The sequence below is a fragment of the Muricoccus nepalensis genome (assembly GCF_006438825.1).
Lineage (GTDB): Bacteria > Pseudomonadota > Alphaproteobacteria > Acetobacterales > Acetobacteraceae > Roseomonas > Roseomonas nepalensis.
Map to the genome: position 1 here is coordinate 32,032 of NZ_RCZP01000014.1, position 20,773 is coordinate 52,804.

21 protein-coding genes and 1 pseudogene are annotated in these 20,773 nt (G+C 68.5%); 10 read left to right on the plus strand and 12 right to left on the minus strand.

Annotation, left to right across the window (positions count from 1 at the left end):
* Positions 1-37: 37 nt before the first annotated feature.
* Positions 38-253, minus strand: coding sequence for a hypothetical protein (locus EAH89_RS15185; protein WP_140884540.1), 216 nt, complete (start codon positions 251-253; stop codon positions 38-40).
* 787 nt (positions 254-1,040) lie between these two features.
* On the opposite strand from EAH89_RS15185, the gene EAH89_RS15190 reads away from it, so the two are divergent.
* Entirely contained in the window at positions 1,041-2,195 is a 1,155-nt protein-coding gene (locus EAH89_RS15190) for an epoxide hydrolase family protein (protein ID WP_206667564.1), read from the plus strand.
* Positions 2,196-2,214: 19 nt separating this feature from the next.
* Here the strand turns inward: EAH89_RS15190 and EAH89_RS15195 are convergent.
* Both EAH89_RS15195 and EAH89_RS31270 read right to left on the minus strand, forming a co-directional pair.
* Positions 2,215-3,010 (minus strand): annotated as a pseudogene (locus EAH89_RS15195) (IS5 family transposase).
* 921 nt (positions 3,011-3,931) lie between these two features.
* Positions 3,932-4,084 (minus strand): hypothetical protein, encoded by a 153-nt coding sequence (locus EAH89_RS31270; protein WP_161993611.1) that lies wholly within the window; start codon positions 4,082-4,084, stop codon positions 3,932-3,934.
* Positions 4,085-4,390: 306 nt separating this feature from the next.
* Here EAH89_RS31270 and EAH89_RS31275 point away from each other — a divergent pair, with 306 nt between their 5' ends.
* Positions 4,391-5,887, plus strand: a complete 1,497-nt coding sequence (locus tag EAH89_RS31275) for a carbohydrate-binding domain-containing protein (protein WP_161993612.1) — start codon at positions 4,391-4,393, stop codon at positions 5,885-5,887.
* Between the two features lie 404 nt (positions 5,888-6,291).
* Here EAH89_RS31275 and EAH89_RS15205 read toward each other — a convergent pair whose 3' ends face one another.
* Positions 6,292-6,756: a DUF427 domain-containing protein gene (locus tag EAH89_RS15205; protein WP_140884543.1), complete on the minus strand. Its 465-nt coding sequence runs from the start codon at positions 6,754-6,756 to the stop codon at positions 6,292-6,294.
* A 569-nt stretch (positions 6,757-7,325) separates the two neighbouring features.
* Complete coding sequence (locus tag EAH89_RS15210) at positions 7,326-8,234, minus strand: LysR family transcriptional regulator (protein ID WP_140884544.1); 909 nt, start codon at positions 8,232-8,234, stop codon at positions 7,326-7,328.
* A gap of 89 nt (positions 8,235-8,323) precedes the next feature.
* On the opposite strand from EAH89_RS15210, the gene EAH89_RS15215 reads away from it, so the two are divergent.
* The 3 genes from EAH89_RS15215 to EAH89_RS15225 all read left to right on the plus strand — a co-directional run bounded on the left by EAH89_RS15215 (position 8,324) and on the right by EAH89_RS15225 (position 11,403).
* Complete coding sequence (locus EAH89_RS15215; protein ID WP_140884545.1) at positions 8,324-8,767, plus strand: PACE efflux transporter; 444 nt, start codon at positions 8,324-8,326, stop codon at positions 8,765-8,767.
* 780 nt (positions 8,768-9,547) lie between these two features.
* Positions 9,548-10,456, plus strand: a complete 909-nt coding sequence (locus EAH89_RS15220; protein WP_140884546.1) for a LysR family transcriptional regulator — start codon at positions 9,548-9,550, stop codon at positions 10,454-10,456.
* A 191-nt stretch (positions 10,457-10,647) separates the two neighbouring features.
* Positions 10,648-11,403: a glucose 1-dehydrogenase gene (locus EAH89_RS15225; RefSeq protein WP_140884547.1), complete on the plus strand. Its 756-nt coding sequence runs from the start codon at positions 10,648-10,650 to the stop codon at positions 11,401-11,403.
* Positions 11,404-11,427: 24 nt separating this feature from the next.
* On the opposite strand, the gene EAH89_RS15230 is transcribed toward EAH89_RS15225, so the two are convergent.
* From EAH89_RS15230 to EAH89_RS15245, 4 genes are all read right to left on the minus strand, one after another.
* The gene (locus EAH89_RS15230) at positions 11,428-11,823 is read right to left on the minus strand and encodes a hypothetical protein (protein ID WP_140884548.1); all 396 of its coding nucleotides are present in this window, start codon (positions 11,821-11,823) and stop codon (positions 11,428-11,430) included.
* Between the two features lie 69 nt (positions 11,824-11,892).
* The gene (locus EAH89_RS15235) at positions 11,893-12,627 is read right to left on the minus strand and encodes a hypothetical protein (protein ID WP_140884549.1); all 735 of its coding nucleotides are present in this window, start codon (positions 12,625-12,627) and stop codon (positions 11,893-11,895) included.
* Positions 12,628-12,670: 43 nt separating this feature from the next.
* A complete protein-coding gene (locus EAH89_RS15240) occupies positions 12,671-13,588 on the minus strand; it encodes a CsgG/HfaB family protein (RefSeq protein ID WP_140884550.1) in 918 nt (305 codons plus the stop codon).
* Positions 13,589-13,591: 3 nt separating this feature from the next.
* Positions 13,592-14,053 carry a curli assembly protein CsgF gene (locus tag EAH89_RS15245; protein ID WP_140884551.1) on the minus strand — a complete coding sequence of 154 codons (462 nt, stop codon included), beginning with the start codon at positions 14,051-14,053 and terminating at the stop codon, positions 13,592-13,594.
* 433 nt (positions 14,054-14,486) lie between these two features.
* On the opposite strand from EAH89_RS15245, the gene EAH89_RS15250 reads away from it, so the two are divergent.
* From EAH89_RS15250 to EAH89_RS15260, 3 genes are all read left to right on the plus strand, one after another.
* Positions 14,487-15,005, plus strand: coding sequence for an integrase core domain-containing protein (locus EAH89_RS15250; protein WP_161993613.1), 519 nt, complete (start codon positions 14,487-14,489; stop codon positions 15,003-15,005).
* A gap of 310 nt (positions 15,006-15,315) precedes the next feature.
* Positions 15,316-15,696 (plus strand): hypothetical protein, encoded by a 381-nt coding sequence (locus EAH89_RS15255; RefSeq protein ID WP_140884553.1) that lies wholly within the window; start codon positions 15,316-15,318, stop codon positions 15,694-15,696.
* 796 nt (positions 15,697-16,492) lie between these two features.
* Positions 16,493-16,819, plus strand: a complete 327-nt coding sequence (locus EAH89_RS15260; protein ID WP_140884554.1) for a hypothetical protein — start codon at positions 16,493-16,495, stop codon at positions 16,817-16,819.
* A 262-nt stretch (positions 16,820-17,081) separates the two neighbouring features.
* Here EAH89_RS15260 and EAH89_RS15265 read toward each other — a convergent pair whose 3' ends face one another.
* The 3 genes from EAH89_RS15265 to EAH89_RS15275 form a co-directional block, all read right to left on the minus strand.
* Complete coding sequence (locus tag EAH89_RS15265; RefSeq protein WP_161993614.1) at positions 17,082-17,552, minus strand: sugar transferase; 471 nt, start codon at positions 17,550-17,552, stop codon at positions 17,082-17,084.
* 208 nt (positions 17,553-17,760) lie between these two features.
* Entirely contained in the window at positions 17,761-18,000 is a 240-nt protein-coding gene (locus EAH89_RS15270) for a hypothetical protein (RefSeq protein ID WP_140884556.1), read from the minus strand.
* Between the two features lie 59 nt (positions 18,001-18,059).
* On the minus strand, positions 18,060-18,305 hold the full coding sequence (locus tag EAH89_RS15275) for a hypothetical protein (protein ID WP_140884557.1): 246 nt from the start codon (positions 18,303-18,305) through the stop codon (positions 18,060-18,062).
* Between the two features lie 216 nt (positions 18,306-18,521).
* Between EAH89_RS15275 and EAH89_RS15280 the strand changes: the two genes are divergently transcribed.
* Complete coding sequence (locus EAH89_RS15280; protein WP_161993615.1) at positions 18,522-19,487, plus strand: Bug family tripartite tricarboxylate transporter substrate binding protein; 966 nt, start codon at positions 18,522-18,524, stop codon at positions 19,485-19,487.
* A gap of 115 nt (positions 19,488-19,602) precedes the next feature.
* Positions 19,603-20,769 carry a TRAP transporter substrate-binding protein gene (locus EAH89_RS15285; protein WP_140884559.1) on the plus strand — a complete coding sequence of 389 codons (1,167 nt, stop codon included), beginning with the start codon at positions 19,603-19,605 and terminating at the stop codon, positions 20,767-20,769.
* Positions 20,770-20,773 lie beyond the last annotated feature (4 nt).

Consider the following 20,773-nt stretch of genomic DNA (forward strand, 5'->3'; position numbering starts at 1 on the left):
CCGGTCCCTCCAGGAGGCGCAGCGTCGCGCGCCGTCTTCAGCTTGATGTTGGTCCGCACGACGTCGCTTCGGTAGGTACCGTCCGCGACGAGGACGAGCGTTCCCCTGTGTCCAGCGCCGCGCGGCGGACGCCGGCGACGTGCGCGTTCCGCGGAAGCCGCAGCGCGCCCGCGCTCTCCACGCCGATGGTCAGCGTTTGCCACGCATCCATCGCCTGCACGCCCTTTAGGTCGGAGACGAGGCGCAGCGCCATCGTGCTGCGGAGCTCCGCTTCCCTCACCAGCGGGATGAGGCGCGTGTCGAGAAGGACGTCGGCGAGGAGGCTTGGCTAGCAGCGGTGCCAAGGAGGGATGGCGCGGTGTGGCGCCCAAGAGCAGGCAACATAAAGCGGCTTGCCTCCCACGTTCCTCAGGGACCAGCTCCTTCACATCCGATAAGTTCGTCCTATTGGCCGTTTAAGTCAATAGGATGACCTTTTGACGCCCTGTGGCGAGACGGGTATGACGCCGGACTGAGCGTAGAACTGCCTTGAGCGACGAGACGTAGATCTACGACCTCCACGCCGAACTACGGAGCGTGCATCAGCCCGTTCTGCTGATGGCGGGTGAGATGGACAGCGCCAGGCCGAAGACGATGCGCGGCATGGCGGGGTTATACCGGACGCTCGCTCCGACGAGTTTCCCAGTGCGGGCCACATGCCTTGCATCAAGCATCCCAAGCTGTTGAACGCGGCCGTGGCGGCGTTCCTGGCCGGGGGACACGCTCTTCATACAACCGACGCATGGGATCATCAGCGCAATTTCAGTTGGGCATCGCACGGCGCGACATAAGCCGGAAGGAGGGCCCTGGCTAACAGAAAGCCCTTCGCATGTTGAGGTCCGATGGCCGGAACGACCAGACTGAGGCAGCCTGACCAGATGACGACAGATTTAGCCACCTGTCCTCGGTACGGCTTGCTGGCCGACGTCATCAGCCACACCGCACGCCTTGTTGCGTGGGGGCGGACAGTATCCAGTCACCCCTCAGCAATGGAGGAACCCGTGACCTCGGCACCACTCCCCTTCACCCTGCATGTGGACGACGCGGCGATCACCGACCTTCACGAACGGCTCGCCCGAACGCGCCTGCCAGACCAGGCGCCCGAGCCGCCCTGGACCTACGGCACCGACCTCGGATACCTGAGCGGCCTCCTTGATCACTGGGGTCACGGGTTCGACTGGCGGGCGCAGGAGGCAGCCCTGAATGCCTTTCCAGGCTTCCGTGTCCCGCTGCATGGCATCGACCTGCACTATCTGCACGTGCCCGGCGAGGGAAACGCCCCCATGCCGCTGCTGCTTTCCCATGGCTGGCCCGGTTCGGTCTTCGAGTTCCTCGACCTCATCCCCCGCCTGACGCAGCCGTCGAAGTTCGGGGGCGATCCCGCGGACGCCTTCACCGTCGTGGCTCCCTCGCTCCCGGGGTACGGCCTGTCCTTCCGCCCGGGGCAGAAACGCTTCGGCATCGAGGCGATCGCCGACTGCCTCGCGGACCTCATGACCGAGGTGCTGGGCTACGAGCGCTTCGCCGCCCAGGGCGGTGACTGGGGCGCCTTCGTGTCGTCCCGCCTCGGCGCTGCACACAAGGCGAGGATGATCGGCATACACCTCAACTTCCTGGCCGTGCCGCGCGACCCCACGCCGCCGGAGAACGCCACGGAAGAGGAAGGCCGCTACCTCCAGGAACTCTCGGCTTTCCTGAAGGAAGAGACCGGCTACCAATCGATTCAGGGCACGCGGCCGCAGACCCTTGCCTATGGCTTGACCGACAGCCCGGCGGGGCTGGCCGCCTGGATGGCGGAGAAGTTCCGCATGTGGACGGACAACGACGGGACGCCGGATGGCGCGGTGGACCGGGATCGAATGCTGGCCAACATCTCGCTCTACTGGTTCACCGGCTGCATCGGCGCATCCTTCCACCCCTATTACGCCCGCCTGCACGGACCATGGCCAATCCCGGACAGGGTCGACGTGCCAACCGGCTACTGCCAGTTCACAAGGGAGATCATCCGTCCGCCCCGCTCCGTTGCCGAGCGCACCTACGCGGACATCCGCCGCTGGAGCGTCATGCCACGCGGCGGCCACTTCGCCGCGATGGAACAGCCTGATGCTCTTGCGGAGGAAGTCCGGACGTTCTTCCGTCCCCTTCGAACGAGGTGAACCGGAAGGCTGGAGGGTATTACGCACTGGTTGCGAGTTCTGCGGTGCGCCGGACCAGCACGATGGTGAAGGCGACGAGGTGCAGTCCTGCGAGGGTTTCGGGCAGTTGCTCGGTGTCGCGGGCGATACGGCGGAAGTGGGCGATCCAGGGAAGGCGCGTTCGACCACCCAGCGCCGGGGCAGGAGCACGACGCCGTTCTTGGCCTTGGGCAGTTTGACGACCTCGAGGGTGATGCCATGGGCGGCCGCGGCCTGGGTGGGCCGCTCACCGATGTGGCCGTGATCGACATAGGCCAGGTCCACGCTGTTCCCGGTCGAGTCCTGAATGGCCTCGGCCAAGGTGGAGACGGCCGACCGGTCACTGGCATTGGCGGGCGTGACGTGCAGCGTCAGCAGGTGACCGAGCCCAGGTGCAGCTTCGAGCCCCTGGTCCGCTCGTGCCCGTCCCAGGCCGCTCTGGCGCCGCTCTCCTGGGTGGAGCGGAGGTCATGGCTGTCCAGCACGGCAGCGGCCGGCTTCTCCGCGCGACCTTGGGCCAGCCGCAGCAGGGCGCGAAGATCCTACGCCAGCACCTCGAAGCAGCCTTCCCGCAGCCAGCGCTGGGCTTCGTCATCAACCGCGTGCCAGGGCCGAGGATCGTTCGCCATCGCCCGCCAAGCCACGCCGTAGCGCACCAAGTAGCGCAGCCCCTTGCATACCTTCGGCAGCGGGTGTTCGCGCCGCCCGGCTTCCTCGGGCAGCAGCATCAGGCCAGGCGCGACCAGCGCCCACCCCTCGTCAGGCACATCGAGCGGGGATGGCTTGCGGGGAGGCAACTGTCTGAAACGAGGACACCCGCAGGCCTGTGACAACCTTTGGGCAACCACAGGCTTGGCACAAAAAGGGATAAATTCTTAAAATACCTCGGTTTGAGAGGCCGTTCCGCTAGAATGAGCAAAAGATCACGGAAAAGCGAGTAGTTTTGGTTGAGGATCGAAAAGGCTAGTGCTTCACTCCTTGCGAACCCGTTATCAGGGCAACGGCAAGAAGAGTGAGCAGGACAGCGAAAGGTCATCTGTCGGTTTCGCGATGGTCCCCAAGTCAGTCAGATCAGGTTGCATTGCCGCCCTCCGTAGAATTGGGCGCACTGCAAAGACCTACTCGCCTTCTGCTTGCTCCGATTGATCCGATCTTCTTGAGGAGAGTTGCAGGTGGCCATTCTTACGGTCGGATCCGGCCAACAGTTTTCCACGGTTTCCGCGGCTGTCGCCGCGTCCCGCGACGGAGATGTCGTTCAGGTCCAGGCTGGCACCTACACGAACGACTTCGTGACGGTGAATACAGCGATCACCCTCCAAGGTGTCGGTGGCATGGTCAACATGGTCGCGACCGTATCGCCCCCTGACGGCAAGGCGATAATGACCACGAACGCGAACGCGACCGTGGACCATTTTTCCTTTTCAGGCGCGAGTGTCGCGGACGGGAACGGAGCAGGCATCCGCTATCAGCAAGGCGCCTTGACCATCACGAACAGCTACTTCCACCACAACCAGAATGGGCTGCTCTCCAGCGCCAGTGTGGGTGGGACGATCAACATTCTGAATTCCGAGTTCGCCTACAACGGTACGGGCGACGGTTACACACACAATCTGTACGTCGGGATCATCGACACCCTATCCGTCACGAACAGCTACTTTCATGATGTTGTGGTGGGGAACGAGCTGAAAAGTCGTGCTCTGAACACGATCATCACAAATTCACGGATTGCCGAAGGTCCTGACGGTACCGGAAGCTACAGCATCGACCTGCCAGTCGGCGGCCGTGCCGTTATCAAGAACAGTATCATTGAGCAGGGAGCACAGACGCAGAACCCGGCTATCATCCACTTCGGCGGAGAGGGTGCGCCACACGCGCAATCCAGCCTCGAGGTTACGGGCAACACAGTCCTGAACGACTTGGGATCCTCAAACGCTAAGTTGCTGCTCAATCAATCGGGAATCATCGCTACTGTCGCCGATAACGCTGTCTTCGGCCTGACCGCTAACCAAATCGCGTCGGCTTCGGAGGCGAATGTCTCCGGAACGACCTACCTGGCCGTTGAACCTGAATTCAACACGTCGTCACCCTGGCTGGATTCCGGCGCATCATCGCCAACGCCCGTCCCAGCTACTCCAGTCCCAACGAACACCACGATCGGCAGTGGTCCGGACACGCTGGTGCTCAAGATCAGCGAGGACGCCTGGAACGGGCACGCGCAGTACGCGGTCAAGGTGGACGGCGCGCCAATCGGCGGCACGCTGACGGCGGCGGCGAGCCACGCGCTCGGGCAGTCCGACACGCTGACGCTGAAGGGCAGCTGGGGCACGGGCGCGCACACGGTGGAGGTGAGCTTCCTGAACGACGCCTGGGGCGGCTCGGCCAGCACCGACCGCAACCTCCACGTCGACGGCATCGCCTACAACGGCCAGGCCGTGCCCGACGGCAGCTTCGTCATCGAGCGGACCGACACGGTGGGGGTCGCCGTGCCCGCCACCGCGCTGACGGGCGACGCCGGCAACAACACCCTCACCGGGACGGCGGTGGCGGACACGATCAAGGGCCTGGGCGGCGACGACCGGCTCGTCGGCCTGGCCGGCGACGACACGCTGCTGGGCGGCGACGGCAGCGACACGCTGGAGGGCGGCGACGGCAACGACCAGCTCGACGGCGGCGCTGGCGCCGACCGGCTGGTGGGCGGCAACGGCGACGACGTCTACACCGTCGACCACCTCGGCGACGTCGTGGTCGAGGTCGCCGGCGGGGGCACCGACCGCGTGGTCGCGAGCGTCTCCGGCTACACGCTCGCGGCCAACGTCGAGCGGCTCGACCTCGACGGCAGCGCGACCGCGGGCAACGGCAACGAGGGCGCGAACGTGATCGTCGGCAACGCGCTCGACAACGCGCTGCAGGGCAAGGGTGGCGACGACCAGATCTTCGGCAACCTCGGCAACGACAGCCTCTGGGGCGGCAACGGCAACGACGTGCTCTGGGGCGGCGACGGCAATGACCTGCTCGACGGCGGCGCCGGCGCCGACAGCCTCATGGGCGGCGCGGGTAACGACAGCTACATCGTCGACAGCACCGGCGACGTGGTGGTCGAGGCGGCCGACGCCGGCATCGACCGCGTCATCAGCCGCCTCTCCGCCATCAGCCTCGCCGCCAACGTCGAGCGGCTGGACCTCAGCACCGGCGCGGTGTCGGGCAGCGGCAACGAGCTGAACAACTTCATCTACGGCAACGACCTCGACAACGTGCTCCGCGGCCTCGCCGGCAGCGACAAGCTCACCGGCGGCGCGGGCAACGACACGCTGGTCGGCGGCCTCGGCGCCGACACGCTCGAGGGGGGCGCCGGCGCCGACGTCTTCCGCTTCGACAGCCTCGCCGAGGCGGGCGACCGCATCACCGACTTCGCGCCCGGCACGGACGCGATCGAGGTCTCGGTCGCCGGCTTCGGCGGCAAGCTGACGCTGGGCCTGGACGTGGCCACCCGCTTCGTCGCCAACACCACCGGCCTCGCCACCGCCCCCGCCGGCACCGGCCAGTTCGTCTACGAGACCGACGCCGCCAAGCTCTGGTGGGACGCCGACGGCACCGGCGCCGCTGCCCCCGTCACCGTCGCCACCTTCGCCCCCGGAACCACCCTCCACGCGGGCGATATCCACCTCATCGGGTAGGTGTCGGGAAGGTGTAGCACGCAGGAGCCGTCCTCGTTGTGGTCGATCATCCGCTCCACCGGCGCGGCAAGCGTCTCGGTGGGAGGCAGGGAGGAAGCGACGGCATTGCATGGACCACCTTGCAGCAGCAGAAGGCTTCGGGCCCGTCCGCATTCATTTGACGCGGGCATACGCCGGCAGTGTGGTTTCGAGTATGCGGTCACACGCGTGGACAGCGATGGCCAATTCTATCCCGCGGCGCCTGTCGGTGCGTCCAAGATGGCAACAGCGACCTCGAGCAGGGCGTGCGGTTCGTGGGCGAGCGCCAGTCCTGCTCGGTTCCGTGTCAGGTTCAAGCTGCCGTGGGCAGAGAGACGGTCAAGGCGTCTCTCTGCCCGTTTCCGACACCCTCTCAGCGGGTGTCCTCACCACCCCATGGTGCCAGGTCCGCCCTTGAAGGGGCCCTTGAGGTCGCTCGTGATCCAACCACCATAAAACCCGCCGGGTTGCGGTGTAACCGCCTCATCGCCAACGAAGCACCGGTCCATGGCCCCGGCGTAAACGGCTAGGTGGTCGCGGATCGCGGCGAAGGTCGGCGGCGTCGGATCCGGGTAGCTCCAGGCCGCCCGCTCCGCCACTTGATCTCCCACTCTGACGTTGAAGTAGACTGCGTCGCCTTTCCACTCGCAAAAGCTGCGGCCAGACACGGGCTCCAAGGTACAGCCGATGAAGGCGGAGCGGGGTAAGTAGTAGACGGGGGGATGCGAGGTCTCCAGAACGCGGAAGGCTGCGTCTGTCACAGCGATCACGCGCCCTGCAAATTCGATCCGAATTGGCTTGGAGACCGGCTCGAATGCGGGTGGCCGCGGGTAGTCCCAAACGTTCTCCATCGTTCCTCGTCCCCCAAGATTACCGCCTTGTGCCGGTGGGCGGCACGTCCGCACAGCGCCTGACGAACCAGCGCGACGCTCGCGGCGCACTGTCATCAACACAGATGAACCCGTCATCGCCGCTTCCAACCTACCGGGCGTGGAACCTCACGCTTTTTTCTGGGCGAGCAGGCCATCAGCGAGCAGGCAAGTGGCCGGGCACGGCCATGCTCCGGTTGGGGCAACATCGGCGAGCTGCCCGCGGAACTGCTGGGCATGGCAGAGGGCGGCAGTGGGGCGCCCTCAGGCCTCGCCGAGCGCCGCATGCGATGCGGCCAGCTCGTTCAGGTCCCGTTTGTCGATGTCGGCCATCGAAACTCAAGGCGCGAGGGTAAAACGACGGCTGTGCTGGCGGGATGAGCGGACGCATCCGGGAAGCGGGCAATCGCCGTCAGACTGCTGAAGTGGGAACACGGCTGTCCTGGCTGGATTAGCCGAGAGGAGCCTGTTTGCTTCCGAGCTACCGGTGCGGGGGAGCGAACATCGATTCAAGGGCGCGTGCCGCTGCGGCCCGGCGCAGGGTTCAATCCTCAGCCGGCGCTATCCTTGCCTGGCAAGCCACCGATCCGCTGCGCCGCGAGGCGCTCCCGCAACCAGGTCGCGGCGGGGCCGCAGGGCCGCTGCTTGTGCCAGACCAGTTCCAGCGCCACGGGCCAGTCACCCTTGTCGAACTGCAGGTCCGGCGTGACGAGGTCCGGCGCGGCGGGGGAGGAGGCGATCACGTGGTCGGAGACGAAGGCCCAGCCAATCCCGTGCTTGACCATCTCCAGGATCACCCAGTGGCTCTCCACCCACCAGACCTCGGCGGCCACCCTCAGGCGGCGCTTCTCCGGCCCGTCGCCACGCGCGGCCACGAGGATCTGGCGGTAGCGCTTCAGCTCCTCCCAAGCGACCCTCTCCTTCGCCAGCGGATGGTCGCGCCCGCAGACGAGCTTGAGAGGCACCCAGCCGAGTGTCTGGAATCCAAGCTCCGTCGGCAGTCCCTCCTGCCGCCACATCACACCCAGGTCGGCCGTGCCGGACTGCACCATGCGGCTGACATCCTCCATCAGCGGGAAGAGCAGCTCGAGCTCGACGAAGGGGAAGTGCCGGGCGAACTCCGCGAAGAGGGCGCCCAGCGCGTGCTCGGGGTAGAGTTCGTCGATGGCGACCACGAGCCGGCTCTCCACCCGCTGCTCCAGGCTGGTCGCCACGCCGACGAGGTGCTCGCGCCGGTCGAGCACCACGCGTGCCTCCAGCAAGAGCCGCTCCCCCGCCGGGGTGAGCACCGGGTTCCGACCCACCCGACTGAACAGGTCCAGGCCGAGATCCGTCTCGAGGTTCGCCACCTGCGTGCTGACGGCCGATTGCGCCTTGCGAAGCGCTCGGGCCGCGCCGGAGAAGGACCCGGCCTCGGCCGCCGCAACGAAGGCTTGAAGCTGATCGAACGTGACACCCATCTATCTGTCTTCCAGATATAAACCAACTTGATGTCCCGAGTATCACCGATAGAAATCGGCGGACCACCCAGGCATTTCGGGGCAAGACCATGCGCAGCACACGCGACCGTATCCGCCACGCCGTTCTGTTCGAGGTCATCGGCCTTGCGCTCATCATCCCGCTCGGGACCCTGCTCTTCGGGCTGCCCGCCTCCGAAATGGGCGTGATCGGAGTCGGCAGCGCCCTCGCTGCGACGGCCTGGAACTACGTCTACAATCTCGGCTTCGACCACGCGATGCAGCGTCGGGCCGGACACACCCGCAAGAGCCTTCCCTTGAGGGTGGCTCACGCCGTGCTGTTCGAGACGGGGCTGCTCGTGATCCTGCTTCCGCCCATCGCGTGGTACCTGGGCATCAGCCTCGCCCAGGCCTTCGTCATGGATATCGCGATCGCGGCCTTCTACGTGGCCTACGCCTTCGTCTTCAACCTCGCCTACGACCAGGCCTTCCCACTGCAAAGCTGGGACGACGCCGCTGCGGAACTGTCGCCTTGAGAATGCGCGCGACCGGTGTCCGCGGGGCACGGTGCCACGTTCGTGCGACGCCATCAGCATTCGCAGGGGCAGGTCCCGGATGGCGGGGAGGACGTTGTCCCACGGGTCCCAAGCTGCTGACGGTGCACGCGGCGTGTGTCCCGCCAGCATGGCTCGGCAGAGGCCGTAACACCGAGGAAGTGAGAACCGGATGACCTCCGGCGCCGCCCGTGAGCGCCTATGTCGATCGCGGAGGCCGTTTCCACCCCCCTGCGGTGCGCCCTCTCAGCCCTTCCGTTTTGGCTAATGGACGACTGAATTGGGCGCAACCCTCGCTCGCAGGACCAGCGTCGGCGCAGGAGCGCGTTCGGATCACCTCCCCTTGGGGAGAGGTGACGGCCGGGATGAGCGACAACGCCGCGGCACGATCGCTGCGGAGCACGCTACCTCCGACCTTTGGCAGGCGTGACCACCCGGGCCCGAAGAAAGCCGCCAAACTGCCCACGCCTCCTCCAGAAATCGCGTGGGGGGCACTTCGCGCTTGGGATCCTGAGGCGTTGGAGCACCGATCACTTCGTGATCCACACCCGTGGCGGCTGGGTCCCATCCACTGGTATCGTCGATCTTGGCCGCGTTACGGGACGCCAGCATCTCCCACCCGCCGGAGGCGGTAAAGATCAGGGTCGAAAGGCTTAGATGATGCTGTTCGAGCCGCTCGCGGCCGCTCCAACGCAACGCTTTCGGTCGTGCTTCGCCCGCGCGGGAAGCCTGCGACGGCGCGCTTGAGCGGACAGGCGCACCATGACCGTCACCCGATCGGACCTCGCCGACTTCAGCTACTTCCTGGCGATCGCGCGGCACCGCAACTTCCGGCTCGCCGGGCTCGAGCTGGGTGTCAGCGCCTCCGCCCTGAGCCATGCCCTGAAAGGGCTGGAAAGCCGGCTTGGGGTTCGGCTCGTCCACCGGACCAACCGCAGCGTGACCTTGACGGAAGCCGGTGAGGAACTGCGGGCCGCCATCGCGACGCCGTTCGAGGCAATCGGCCAAGCGGCCGAGAACCTCAACCGCTTCCGCGACGCCCCCACCGGCCGCATACGCCTCAACGTGCCCGTCGACGCGGCACCCCTGTTGCTCGCCCCGGTCCTGCCGGCTTTCATGGACCGGTACCCCGATGTCGAGGTCGAGATCGTGGCGAGCAACCGCTTGCTGGACATCGTCGACAACGGCTTCGACGCCGGCATCCGGCACGGCGGCACGGTGCCCGAGGACATGGTCGCGCAGCGGCTCTCGGCCGATCTGCGCTGGGTGGTGGCGGCCGCCCCACCCTACCTGGATCGCCACGGCACTCCCGAGCGCCCCGAGGACCTGCAGGCGCATCGCTGCCTGCGGGTGAGGATCGGGGATGGCAATCTGTACCGGTGGGAGTTCAAGGGACCGGACGGAGAGTTCGCCGTGCCGGTCCCCGGCCGGATCACCATCGACGAGACGAGGGCCATGCTCGCCCTGGGCTTGGCGGGCATGGGCCTGATGTACGGCCTGGAGCCGATCTTCGCGCCCTTCTGTGAGAGGGGCGATCTTCGACTCGTGCTGGAGGATTGGGCCACCACCGGTCCCGGCTACCACATCTACTACCCGGGCCGCCGGCAGGTGCCGGCCGCCCTGCGCCTCCTCATCGCGACCATCCGCGAGCTTCGCCCGCTCGGCTTCTGAGTACACCCGGTCTGCCTGGCCTGCGGGTTCGCGGGCGGACGAGCTCACCGAGCTTCGGACCGCAAACGCGGCTCGCACGGTGAGCCATGCTCATCGGTCCGTTGAACGCCCTGCGCCTCCTTGTCGGGCCCTTCTCCCCCACATCGCGGCCAGTCCATCCTCTCCACCATCGCTCATGCAAGGTGCCCCTCATGCCCCCTTTCCACCGCTTCCAGGGCAGGGTTGCCCTCATCACAGGCGCGGCCAGCGGCATCGGCCGAGCGACCGCCGTCGCCTTCGCGGCCGAGGGGGCGCGCGTCGCCCTCCTTGACCGCAGCGCGGATGCTTTGCGCGACGCGGAGGCCGCGGTGCGGCAGTCGGGCGGCGAGGTGCTGACCCTTGCCTGCGACGTATCGAAGCCTGAGCAGGTCGAGGCGGCGGTCGCGCGGACCGTCGAGACCTTTGGTCGCCTCGACATCGCCTTCAACAACGCCGGCGTCGAGAACAAGGCCTCGCCCGTCGCCGACATCGACCTCGACGAGTGGGACCGCATCATCGACATCAACCTGCGCGGGACCTTCCTCTGCATGAAGCACGAGCTGGCCCAGATGCTCCGGCAGGGCAGCGGCGTGGTGATCAACACCTCGTCGGGCGCGGGTATCCGCGGGGTCGCCGGCGGGGCGGCCTATGCCGCCTCCAAGCACGCCATCATCGGGCTGACCAAGTCCGCCGCGCTCGACTACGCCAAGTCCAACATCCGGGTGAACGCCATCCTACCCGGCAACATCGAGACCCCGATGATGGACCGCTTCACCGGCGGCGACATTCAGAAGGCGATCGACCTGGAGCCGGTCGGCCGGCTGGGCAAGCCGGAGGAGATCGCGGACGCCGTGCTGTGGATGAGCGCCGACCTGGGCGCCTTCGTCACCGGCGCGTCGATCTCGGTCGACGGCGGATGGTCACTCTGACGGGCGGGGGGAAAGCGCGCCGCCCTAGCGAACGGTGACCGTGACGGGGGCTCCGGAGGAAAAGATGGAGGCGGCGCCCGCGCCCGGGCCGGTCTGTTGCACGCGGATGCCGCCGGCTGCACCCGTCTGATCGATCCGCACCCGGGCGCCGGCCGTCTGCAGGCTCTCGGCCGAGAGGTTGCTGCCGCTCTGGGTGATGACGGAGAGGTTGCCCGATCCCTGCTGGAGGATGCGGGCGGTGTTGTTGGTGCCGCTCTGGCTCGTCTCGCCCCAGTTGCCCGGACCCTGCTGCGTGGCGCCCGTGACCTGGCCGGCACCGCCGCGGGAGATGACGCGCTGGGTCACCTGGTCGGTCATGGTCTGGGTGTCCGCCGCCAAGGCCGGTCCCGTCGTCATGCCGGCCAGAACGAGGAGAAACACTCTCACCTTCGCGTCTTTCAGGGAAACGGCGGGGCAAGGCGGCGCCCTCCCCCGCCGGAGGCTAAGGAACTAGCGCTGGGTCACGTAGGACTGGTTCCTGTTGCCGTTCTGGTTGACCAGAGCAAGCTGGTTGTTGCCGCTCTGGATGGTATAGTAGTTATTGCCGTAGCCGACCTGCGTGCCGACGGCCGTCATCCGGTCGCCATTCTGCTGCTGAGTGTAGGCCGAGTTGGAGTCGTTGCCGCTCTGGCTCTGCGTGGCGCTGCTGTTCGTGGCATTGAACTGATCAGCACTGGTCATGTTGGAGGAGCTCGACTGGGTCTGGGTGATGGTGTTGCGCGAGCCGTCGACCTGCCCGGCCCGGGCATAGTTCATGTTTCCGCTCTGGGTCTGCCTGGCGGCGTTGGAGTCGCCGGACTGCGTGATCCGGACGTAGTTGTTCGATCCGGACTGCGTCTGGGTGCCCCTGCCGTTCGTGCCGGACTGGTTGATCAAGGCGCCTTCAGGGTTGTTGAAGCCATAGACGCCGTTGTTCTGAGACCCGTTCTGGACCTGCGAGGCCGTGTTGCTGCCGCCGGTCTGGATCACCCGGGCGCGATTCTGCGTGCTGCCGGCCGCCTGCGTCTGGGTGCTGCTCTGGAAGTTGCCGGCCTGGCTGGCGCGCACGTTGCCGAAGGTCCCGAGCTGCGTCTGCTGGTTCACGTTGTAGCTGCCGACCTGGTCGATCTGGGCGGTGTTGTCGGACGCCATGGCGCCGAAGGACAGGCCGAGGACGGCCACGCCCGCGAGGAGAATTTTTCTCATGGTGAAGGTGTCTTTCCGGGATGATATGGTTCGTTCCTCCTTCTTATTCCCCGCCACGGGGCATTGATCCGCTGGGAGGAGGTTCAGCGGTGACCTGTGGCGGAATCTGGCCGTCGCGCGTGGTCTCGTACTCACGGACCAGGTCGCGACCGCGTGCTTCGTCGGCGAAACCCCAGAAGCCCTTGCTCGCGCCCTCCACGATCATCGTGTGGACGGCCTTCTCGATGGCCTGGCGCACCGCAAGCTGGCGGGGCTCGTTGGTGGTGACGCCGCCCTCGATCTGCAGCAGGCGGTTGAAGCCGACATACCGGTTGGCGCCGCTGCTGAGGCCGACGCTGTAGATGGTCTTGTCCGTCGTGACGCTGACCAGCACCTCTCCCGACAGCACGGAGACGGCGCGCAGGAAAACCGAGACGTTGTCGCGGCGGTACTCCGTGGAGGCGCCGATGCCGAGATAGGTGGCGCCGAAGCCGCTGGTCAGGACGTTGCTGTCGTAGGCGATGATGCCGCCCGTCACGATCAGTCCCGCGTTGCGGAGCGGTCCGAGGGGCGGCAGGGGGCGCGCGTCCGGTCCCACGTTCTCCGCGCGGTTGGCGCGGATGATCTGGCGCTCCTGCAGCAGGTCGGCCACGCGGTTGCGCTCGAGCACGTGGAACCAGGGATGATCGCCGCGGCCGGCCTCCATCAAGGCGTTGATGAGGATGGACGCGCCGCCCTGCGTGACCGCGTAGGAATACTCGGCGAAGCTGTTGTTCGGCCGGTGCTGCCCCGTCTGGTCGAGGAAGCTGAACACCGCCACGTCAAGCTGCGATTGGGGCGCGGGGAGGGCGCGAAGCTCATTGACCGTCTCGGTCCGGCGCCCAAGCGTCGGGCTCTCGGCCAGCATCGTGGCGGGGATGGTGCCGCAGGCGGCGAGCGCGAGCAGGCACGCAGCCGCCGCTGAAGAGCCAAGGCTCGTCATGGTTCAGAAGTTGGGCACCGGGAGGGTCACCTGGGTTCGTCCACCCGTGCTGCCCTCGTTGATGTCGATGACGATCTGGCCGCCGACCCGGTTGAACACCACGGAAGTGCCGCCGACGGAGAACTGGCCGCTGTCGCGGGCGTTCTCGCCGAGGATCTGCTGGCTGACGGTGGACGCGATCTGGCTCAGGAGGCTGGACGTGATCTGGCGCTGGAACTGAGCCGCCGGGTCGTTCGAGTTGAGCCCCGAGGCTTCCTGCGCTTGACGCTGGCGCTTGGCTTGCGGACTTTCCACGTAGCGCGAGTTGTTGGCGCTCGCCTGCCCGAGGATGAAGGAACCGTTGAGTGGGCTGCCCCCGAAGGCCGGGTTCACAGGCTGGTAGACGAGATCACGTGCGAGGACTTGTTGCGGCGGAGAGAAGGCGAGGAGAAGAAAGGCAACGGCAGATGCAGCAGACCTTTGCATTATTCTTCCCAGCGTGGCTCACGCATACGTGATTGTTGCGAATTCGAGAAGGCTTACCCGAGCCGGTTTCGTTAAACAAGGATTCATAAGAAAATCGAAACGGTATTGTGCGGCCTTTCCCTGTGGGAGCCATTTGCCGGCATGGTGAGCCCGTCGGAACCAGAGGAAATGTTGAGGCGACCAGGGACCGCCACGAGCCGGCGGGCCGAAGGTATTCCTTCAGCCGTCGCCAAGCTGCGGCAGGTTTCGATGCTGATCGCCCGGGGCAAGCCGGTGTTGGGGGCGGTGCGCATGATCGGGGTGGCGGCGCAGACTTACGACCACTGGCGGAGCGAGTACGGCAGCCTGAAGTTGGCTAGATCAAGCGCGTGGAGCGTAGCTGGGCGCGCAAAGGCCTGAAGCTGCCCGCCCGCCGGCACAGGCTCGAGCGGCCGTGGGTGAACGACAGCTTCTGCACGTGCCTGTTGCCGAACTAGGCCTGCACCTGCGGCTTCGTGAAGGACCCTACCCGGGACAGGCGCAAGTTCCGGCTGTTGAACGTGACCAAACCAGCCGTTCTCCCGAGATCGACGATCTCACCCGCGAGGACTTTGTCACCCGCCTGGGCCGACAACGCAGGGCCGCGGACGTGATCGACGCTTCCGCCCCCTTCATTCAGCGCGGCGGGCCGGGTCATGTGCGGTCCGACAACAGACCCGAGTTCACCGCCATGGACGTGAAAGACTGGTTCAGCGGCGTGGGTGCGAGGGCCGCGTTCATCAACCCCGGCAGTCCCTGGAAGGACGACGATTTGGAGAGCGTCAACGGCAAGCTGCGTGACGAACGGTTCAGCGCCGAGTTGTTCAACACCCTCGCCGAAGCCAAGCTCCTCATCGAGCAGTGGCGGCGGCACGACAACACCCCCCGCCCACACTCCTGGCTCCGCTACCGCCCGCGCGGGGATTCGTCCTGACGCACCCTGGAACGCCACCACACCGCCAAAGCACCCTCGCCTCAGCCCGGCTCCTGCGATTGCGCCATCAACATCCGACCCAGTCCACCGCGTGGCGGCTTGCCACCCCAGTCACTCGTTTCTCCTGTGGTCCTGGTGAACGCCTTCCCGAGGGGCGTTTACAACGCCGGCACCGATACGTTGAAACTCTCGTTCCCCTAGCCAAATATCAATAATGATACGGATGACTCACCTCGTCGTTGGGCTAGTGGCGCTTTCAGGCTCGGGCTGTTCAACAGGTCGGGTCGTCGAGGCACGGCGCCCGGCTTCCTTGAGCGCTCCCATTGCCCTGCCCGCCGAGATGCTGGCCGAGGTGATGCTGCCCGGCTATGGCTTGTCCTGTGTGTTCCAGAACAATCGCAGCGACACGCTGACCGTCTCGGTTTCCTTGAACCAGGGGAAGCTCCGGCGCTTGAACGGGCGACCCGTTGAGGCAAACAGCCACGTCTTCGAGAACCCCAGCGGGTACGACATCCGTTGGAGCCTGCCCGACCGAGCCGGAGAACTGGCCTATCACTACCGCTTGGTCGCCGCAAAAGAAGGGCAGGCGGCGACACTCAACACGGTGTTCCTGACAGACGACCTAGAAGGTGGGCGCACGGCCGAGGAGGAAACGCTGGCCGGCACCTGCCAACGCGGCAGGATCGAGTAGCGGCCTTCCGCGGTGAAGCGTCTGGCTGACGCACAGGCCGAGTTCGCGGGCGATCCCGCCGTGTCCGGCGTGCTTATCCCGGATCCGAGTGCCCACCTTGTCTGGCGGCATTGGGAAAGGATCGGAACCACGGCGACCGCCATGCGCAGCCAGTAATTCGCCGCGCTAACCGCCGGGCTCCGACGTCCTTGGTCGCGCGCGCCCGATTGCCATGCCTCTGCGGACGAAGGCCGAGAAGCCCCTCGCACGGCGTCGCCCCGCCCGGTCTCTGTGCTCTCCCAACTCGCGCCGCGCGGCGACCGTTGCCCCTTCCCCGCGCGCCTGGCCGCCCCATCCTCCCCGTGCCCGCGGTGCATGGCGTGGCACGGTCCAGACCGGCTGCACCCCCTTCCGTTTCGACCCGCGGAAGTCGAAAATCCTTACAACTCAGATGTTTCGAATGAGCATGGTAACGCAAGTTATTGAAAAATTGGCGCCGTGCAGAGGGCATGGAACTTGCCTCGCCCTGCTCTACCCTCCGTGAGGACACCAGTGGACGGCAACACCCAGTAGAGGCGACACAAGACATGAGCCTCGCAGATCGGCGGAACGAAGAAGCCAGGGAACACCACCGTGCGCCCCCCAAGCAGGCGCGACGGGGTGCCGCCGTCAAAACGACCGCGCGGGGCGTGACTTGGAGCGCGGGCCCTGCGAGGTAGGGGCGGCCGGGCCCGGATGCGCCGGGCCGCACGGGGCAGGACGCCCTCGCGCGGGGGAGGGGCACCAGGGCCGGGCCGCGACCGCAGGAGCAAAACGCATGAGGCGCCGTCCTCCCAAGCCCGCCAGGGCGTCCCGCCACCGCTCGGACCCGAAGGCCGAGATCGTGCAGCTCCGCCGCGAGCTGGAGGAGGCCCGCACCCGCCTGCGCGAGATCGAGCAGGGCGGGTCGGACAGCTTCCTGGCGCGCCGCCTCGCCGAGCTCGAGGAGGGCCGGCAGGTCGCGCGCGGCCAGGCGGTGGAGGCGACCGTCGCGAAGTCGAGGGCAGAGGCCGAGCTGCGCGCCCTGCGGGACGCGATCGGCAAGGTGCCGGGCCTCTGGGGCTGGATGCTCCGCCGCGCGCAGAAGCGGCTCGATCCGCGATGAGGCCGGGTTCCGGCACGTCACCGGAACCGGCCTCAACCGGGACGGGCCGCCGCCCCGGACCCTTCCGGCCCGCCATCCCGCGTGGCCGGCCATGACGCCCCTCCCGGCGGAACGCCGCGCCCGGTCCCGCAGCCGACTGCCCTGGCCGGTCTGCGCGGTCCTCGTCTTCCTCGGCTCCGCGGGCCTGTGGTGGAGCCTGGGAAAGCTTTTCGGCTGGCTTCTGCGCTGATCCGCCGCGACCGCCGGCCCGGGCTCCGTTGTCCTAGCTCAGCGCCGCCCAGCCGGTCAGGCCGGGGCGGCCCGCCGTCCCGCCGGGGGCGCCGAGGGGCACGGGCGCCGGGCCAACCAGGGTCATGTCGCCGAGGAAGAGGTTGAACAGCACGGGGAGCTGGTCGATCCGCGGCGGTCGGAGGAGCCCGCCGACCCGCGTGAGCGCGGCGCCGCCGGCGCCTTCCGTGCAGCGGAAGCTGAGCAGCCGGAAGACCCGCCCGCCCTCGCCGAGATGCGGCTCGCCCAAAAGGACGGGCCCTGGGCTGTCCAGCCGGACCGCGAGGGCGGCGAGCGCGAGCAAGGGGAGCGTGACCGCGAGGAGCGCCGCCGACACGGTGACGTCGATCGCGCGCCGCCCCGCCGCCCGGCGCCGCGGCAGCCCGCCGCCACCCGGCCGCGCGTGCCCTGTCGGCTCGAGCCGCAGCGCCAGCGCCGGCCGTGGCGCGCCGCGCCGCCTGTTCACGAAGCAAGCTGTCCGCATGCTGGCTAAACGTCCCTTCACCGTGGGGCGGGATGCGCCGCATCCCGGTCCGGCGCGGATCGGATGGTCCGGTCCCCGAGGCGTGGGTCTATCGGCGGCCAATCGGGCGAAGGTGTGACGAGGGTGTGGTGCCCCTGCCGCGATCCCCGCTCCGTGATCGCCCGGGCGCTGCCGAGGCGGCCTGGGGACCTCACCCGGCCGGCGGCGGCTCCTCGGACGTCGCCAGGGCCAGGACGATGCCGCGGAGCTGCTCGCCGATAAGCCGGTCCGTGCCCTGGAGGCGCGCGAGGACGCGGCGGGCGGGCGGCAGCAGCTCGGTGAGGCCGCGCTCCGTGAGGTTGTCGATGACCTCCTGCTGCAGGGCGATCCGCGCCTTCTGGGCGCGCGCCCGGCGGAAGGCCTCCTCGCAGGACGTGTTCTCGGGTGTCATGGCTCGCGCGCGTCTCCCTCGACCCTCTTGCCACGCCGGCGCCGCGGCCGGAGGCTCCCTCAGGACCGGCACCGGCGGAGCACCGGCCCGGGCGCCCGGGCCTCCATCCGCCCGAACATCGGCTGCTCCGCCGCCTCCCTGCCCACGGAGCCTCGCCTGAAAACGGCCACCCGCTGCGCGCCGTGCGGCATGGCCCAGGGCCAGGGCCGCGGCAGGGCGTTCCGGCGCTCGGCCAGAACCGGGAGGTCGCGGAGGCCGCCGCCGGCGGCGCCGGGCGGGGGAGGGGAGCGATTGCTTCGTTCCATCGCCACACCATGCGGAGCCGCCGCCGGGCTTCCACAACCTATGTTGAGCCCTCGCGCACCGGCCCGGCCAGCCCGGTGGTCACCGCCGGATCTCCCCCTTGGCGACCGGCCTGCACGGAAGCGCGGACGGGTTCGCAAGGGCGTGCGCGCGGTTGGCCTGGACGGTCGTGCCCGCCCCGGTCCAGCCTCGCCGGACAACAGAACAGGAGGAAGCCCATGGTCCCGCGACGCGCCCTCGTCGGCAGCCTTGCCGCGCTGCCCTTCGCCGCGGCGGCGCAGGAAGCCTACCCGACGCGCCCGATCACCATGCTCGTCGGCTTCGCGCCCGGCGGCGGCACGGACATCGTCTCCCGCATGCTCGCGCCCCGCCTGCAGGAGGAGCTCGGCCAGCCCATCACCGTCGAGAACCGCCCGGGCGCCAGCGGCACGCTTGCTTCCGCGGCCGCGGCCCGGGCGAGGCCGGACGGCTACACGCTGCTGACCGGCACCGTCAGCACCCAATGCGCGGTGGCCCCGATGATGCGCCCGCCGCCCTACGACCAGCTCCGCGACTTCACGCCCATCCTGCTCGTCGGCACCCTGCCGCTGGTGGTGGTGGTGCGCGCCGAGAGCCCGGCCCGGAGCCTTGCCGACCTCGGCGCGCTGGCCCGGGAGAAGCCCGGCGGCCTCAACTACGGCACCTCCGGCGTCGGCAGCCAGCAGCACCTGGCGAGCGAGCTCCTGGCGCAGAAGGCCGGGTGGCGGATGACCCACGTCCCCTACCGCGGCACCGGCCAGTCCGTCACGGCGCTGATGGGCGGGGACGTCGACGTGAACATCGACACGCTGGCCACCTACCTGCCGCATATCCGCGCCGGGCGGATGCGCGCGCTGGCCACCACTCTGCCGGAACGCGCCTCCGCCCTTCCCGAGGTGCCGACGGTGCAGGAGTCGGGCTTCGACGGCTACGACATGTCCGTCTGGTACATGGTGCTCGGCCCCGCGGGGCTGCCGGCCGAGATCGTGCGGCGCTGGGAGGCCGCGCTCGGCCGCAGCATCGCCGACCCCGCCATTAACCGACGGTTGGTCGACAGCGGGTATATCCCGGGCGGCGGCACGGCGGCCGGGGCGGCAGCCCTGGTCCGGCGGGATGCCGAACGGCTCGGGCTCCTCGTGCAGTCCGCCGGCATCCGGCTCGAGTGACCCGGCGGCGCGCCGGCGGCCCTTCCGGCGCGCCGCCCGCGCCGCGGCCACCGGCCCGGGCGGCGGCCCGCGCGCCCCCGCGGCCGTCTGGGGACGTCGCGGAAGGAGGGTCACCATGCGCGTGCTTCGGGTTGCCATCGGCAGCGCCCTTCGCGGCGCCTGCCGCCGCCTCGCCCCGCTTCTCCTCGGCGCCCTCCTCGCGGCCATTCTTCCCGGCGCGCCCGCCCCCGCCCAGGAAGGGGCGCCCGCCGCCACGCCGCCGGCCCCGGCCGCCGCGCCGATCCGCCTGCAGGTCGTCGGCGGCCTGGCCGGCGTCAGCCAGTACGCCCGCTTCGAGGAGCCTTTCTGGACGCGCCGCGTGCCCGAGGCCACGGGCGGGCAGGTCGTCGCGGACATCGCCCCCTTCGACCGCAGCGGCATTCGCGGGCCCGAGGCGCTGCGCCTGCTCCGCCTGGGGGTCACGCCCTTCGGCACCGTGATCCTTTCCGTCGCGGCCGCCGAGGAGCCGGAGCTCTCCTCGCTGGACCTGCCGGGCGTGTCGCCGGACATGGCGACGCTCCGGCGCGTGCTCACCGCCCAACGCGGCTGGCTGCAGGCCACGCTGCGAGAGCAGCACGACACGGAGTTGCTGGGGGTCTACGCCTATCCCGCGCAGGTGCTCTTCTGCGCCCGCCCCTTCGCCGGCCTGCACGACCTCCGCGGCCGCCGCGTGCGCTCCTCCTCCACGGCCATCTCGGAGTGGATGGCCGCGCTCGGCGCCGTCCCGGTCGTGATCCCCTTCGCCGAGATCGTGCCGTCGGTCCGCGCCGGCGTCGTCGAGTGCGCGGTCACCGGCACCCTGTCGGGCTGGCAGATCGGCCTCAACGAGGTGACCAGCCACGTCCACGCCATGGCGCTCAACTGGGGCGTGTCGATCTTCGGCGCGAACCGCGCGGCCTGGGAGGCGCTGCCGCCCGCCCTGCGGGAGGTGCTCCGCGCCGAGGTCGCCGCGCTGGAGACGCGGATCTGGGACGCCGCCGAGGCCGAGACGGGAATCGGCCTCGCCTGCGACGCGGGGCGCCCGGAATGCCCGGCCGAGCTGATGGCCGGCCCGGCCGGGCCCCGCGCCCGCGGCCGGATGACCGTCGTGCAGGCCACGGCGGCCGACGACGCGCTCCGCCGGCGCCTCGTGCGGGAGGTCGTCATGCCGCGCTGGGTGGACCGCTGTGGGCCGGGCTGCGCCGACGGCTGGAACTCGCGCGTCGGCGACGAGCTGCGCATCCCGGCGCCGGAGCCGCGCTGAGGCC

What these genes read in the sequence shown, in the direction of transcription:
- EAH89_RS15215 (WP_140884545.1), top strand. Translation starts at nt 8,324, where the DNA reads ATGCGCAGCACACGCGACCGTATCCGCCACGCCGTTCTGTTCGAGGTC.
- EAH89_RS15260 (WP_140884554.1), top strand. Translation starts at nt 16,493, where the DNA reads ATGAGGCGCCGTCCTCCCAAGCCCGCCAGGGCGTCCCGCCACCGCTCG.
- EAH89_RS15240 (WP_140884550.1), bottom strand. Translation starts at nt 13,588, where the DNA reads ATGACGAGCCTTGGCTCTTCAGCGGCGGCTGCGTGCCTGCTCGCGCTC.
- EAH89_RS15245 (WP_140884551.1), bottom strand. Translation starts at nt 14,053, where the DNA reads ATGCAAAGGTCTGCTGCATCTGCCGTTGCCTTTCTTCTCCTCGCCTTC.
- EAH89_RS15225 (WP_140884547.1), top strand. Translation starts at nt 10,648, where the DNA reads ATGCCCCCTTTCCACCGCTTCCAGGGCAGGGTTGCCCTCATCACAGGC.
- EAH89_RS15270 (WP_140884556.1), bottom strand. Translation starts at nt 18,000, where the DNA reads ATGACACCCGAGAACACGTCCTGCGAGGAGGCCTTCCGCCGGGCGCGC.
- EAH89_RS15185 (WP_140884540.1), bottom strand. Translation starts at nt 253, where the DNA reads ATGGCGCTGCGCCTCGTCTCCGACCTAAAGGGCGTGCAGGCGATGGAT.
- EAH89_RS15210 (WP_140884544.1), bottom strand. Translation starts at nt 8,234, where the DNA reads ATGGGTGTCACGTTCGATCAGCTTCAAGCCTTCGTTGCGGCGGCCGAG.
- EAH89_RS15235 (WP_140884549.1), bottom strand. Translation starts at nt 12,627, where the DNA reads ATGAGAAAAATTCTCCTCGCGGGCGTGGCCGTCCTCGGCCTGTCCTTC.
- EAH89_RS15285 (WP_140884559.1), top strand. Translation starts at nt 19,603, where the DNA reads ATGCGCGTGCTTCGGGTTGCCATCGGCAGCGCCCTTCGCGGCGCCTGC.
- EAH89_RS15280 (WP_161993615.1), top strand. Translation starts at nt 18,522, where the DNA reads ATGGTCCCGCGACGCGCCCTCGTCGGCAGCCTTGCCGCGCTGCCCTTC.
- EAH89_RS15205 (WP_140884543.1), bottom strand. Translation starts at nt 6,756, where the DNA reads ATGGAGAACGTTTGGGACTACCCGCGGCCACCCGCATTCGAGCCGGTC.
- EAH89_RS15220 (WP_140884546.1), top strand. Translation starts at nt 9,548, where the DNA reads ATGACCGTCACCCGATCGGACCTCGCCGACTTCAGCTACTTCCTGGCG.
- EAH89_RS15275 (WP_140884557.1), bottom strand. Translation starts at nt 18,305, where the DNA reads ATGGAACGAAGCAATCGCTCCCCTCCCCCGCCCGGCGCCGCCGGCGGC.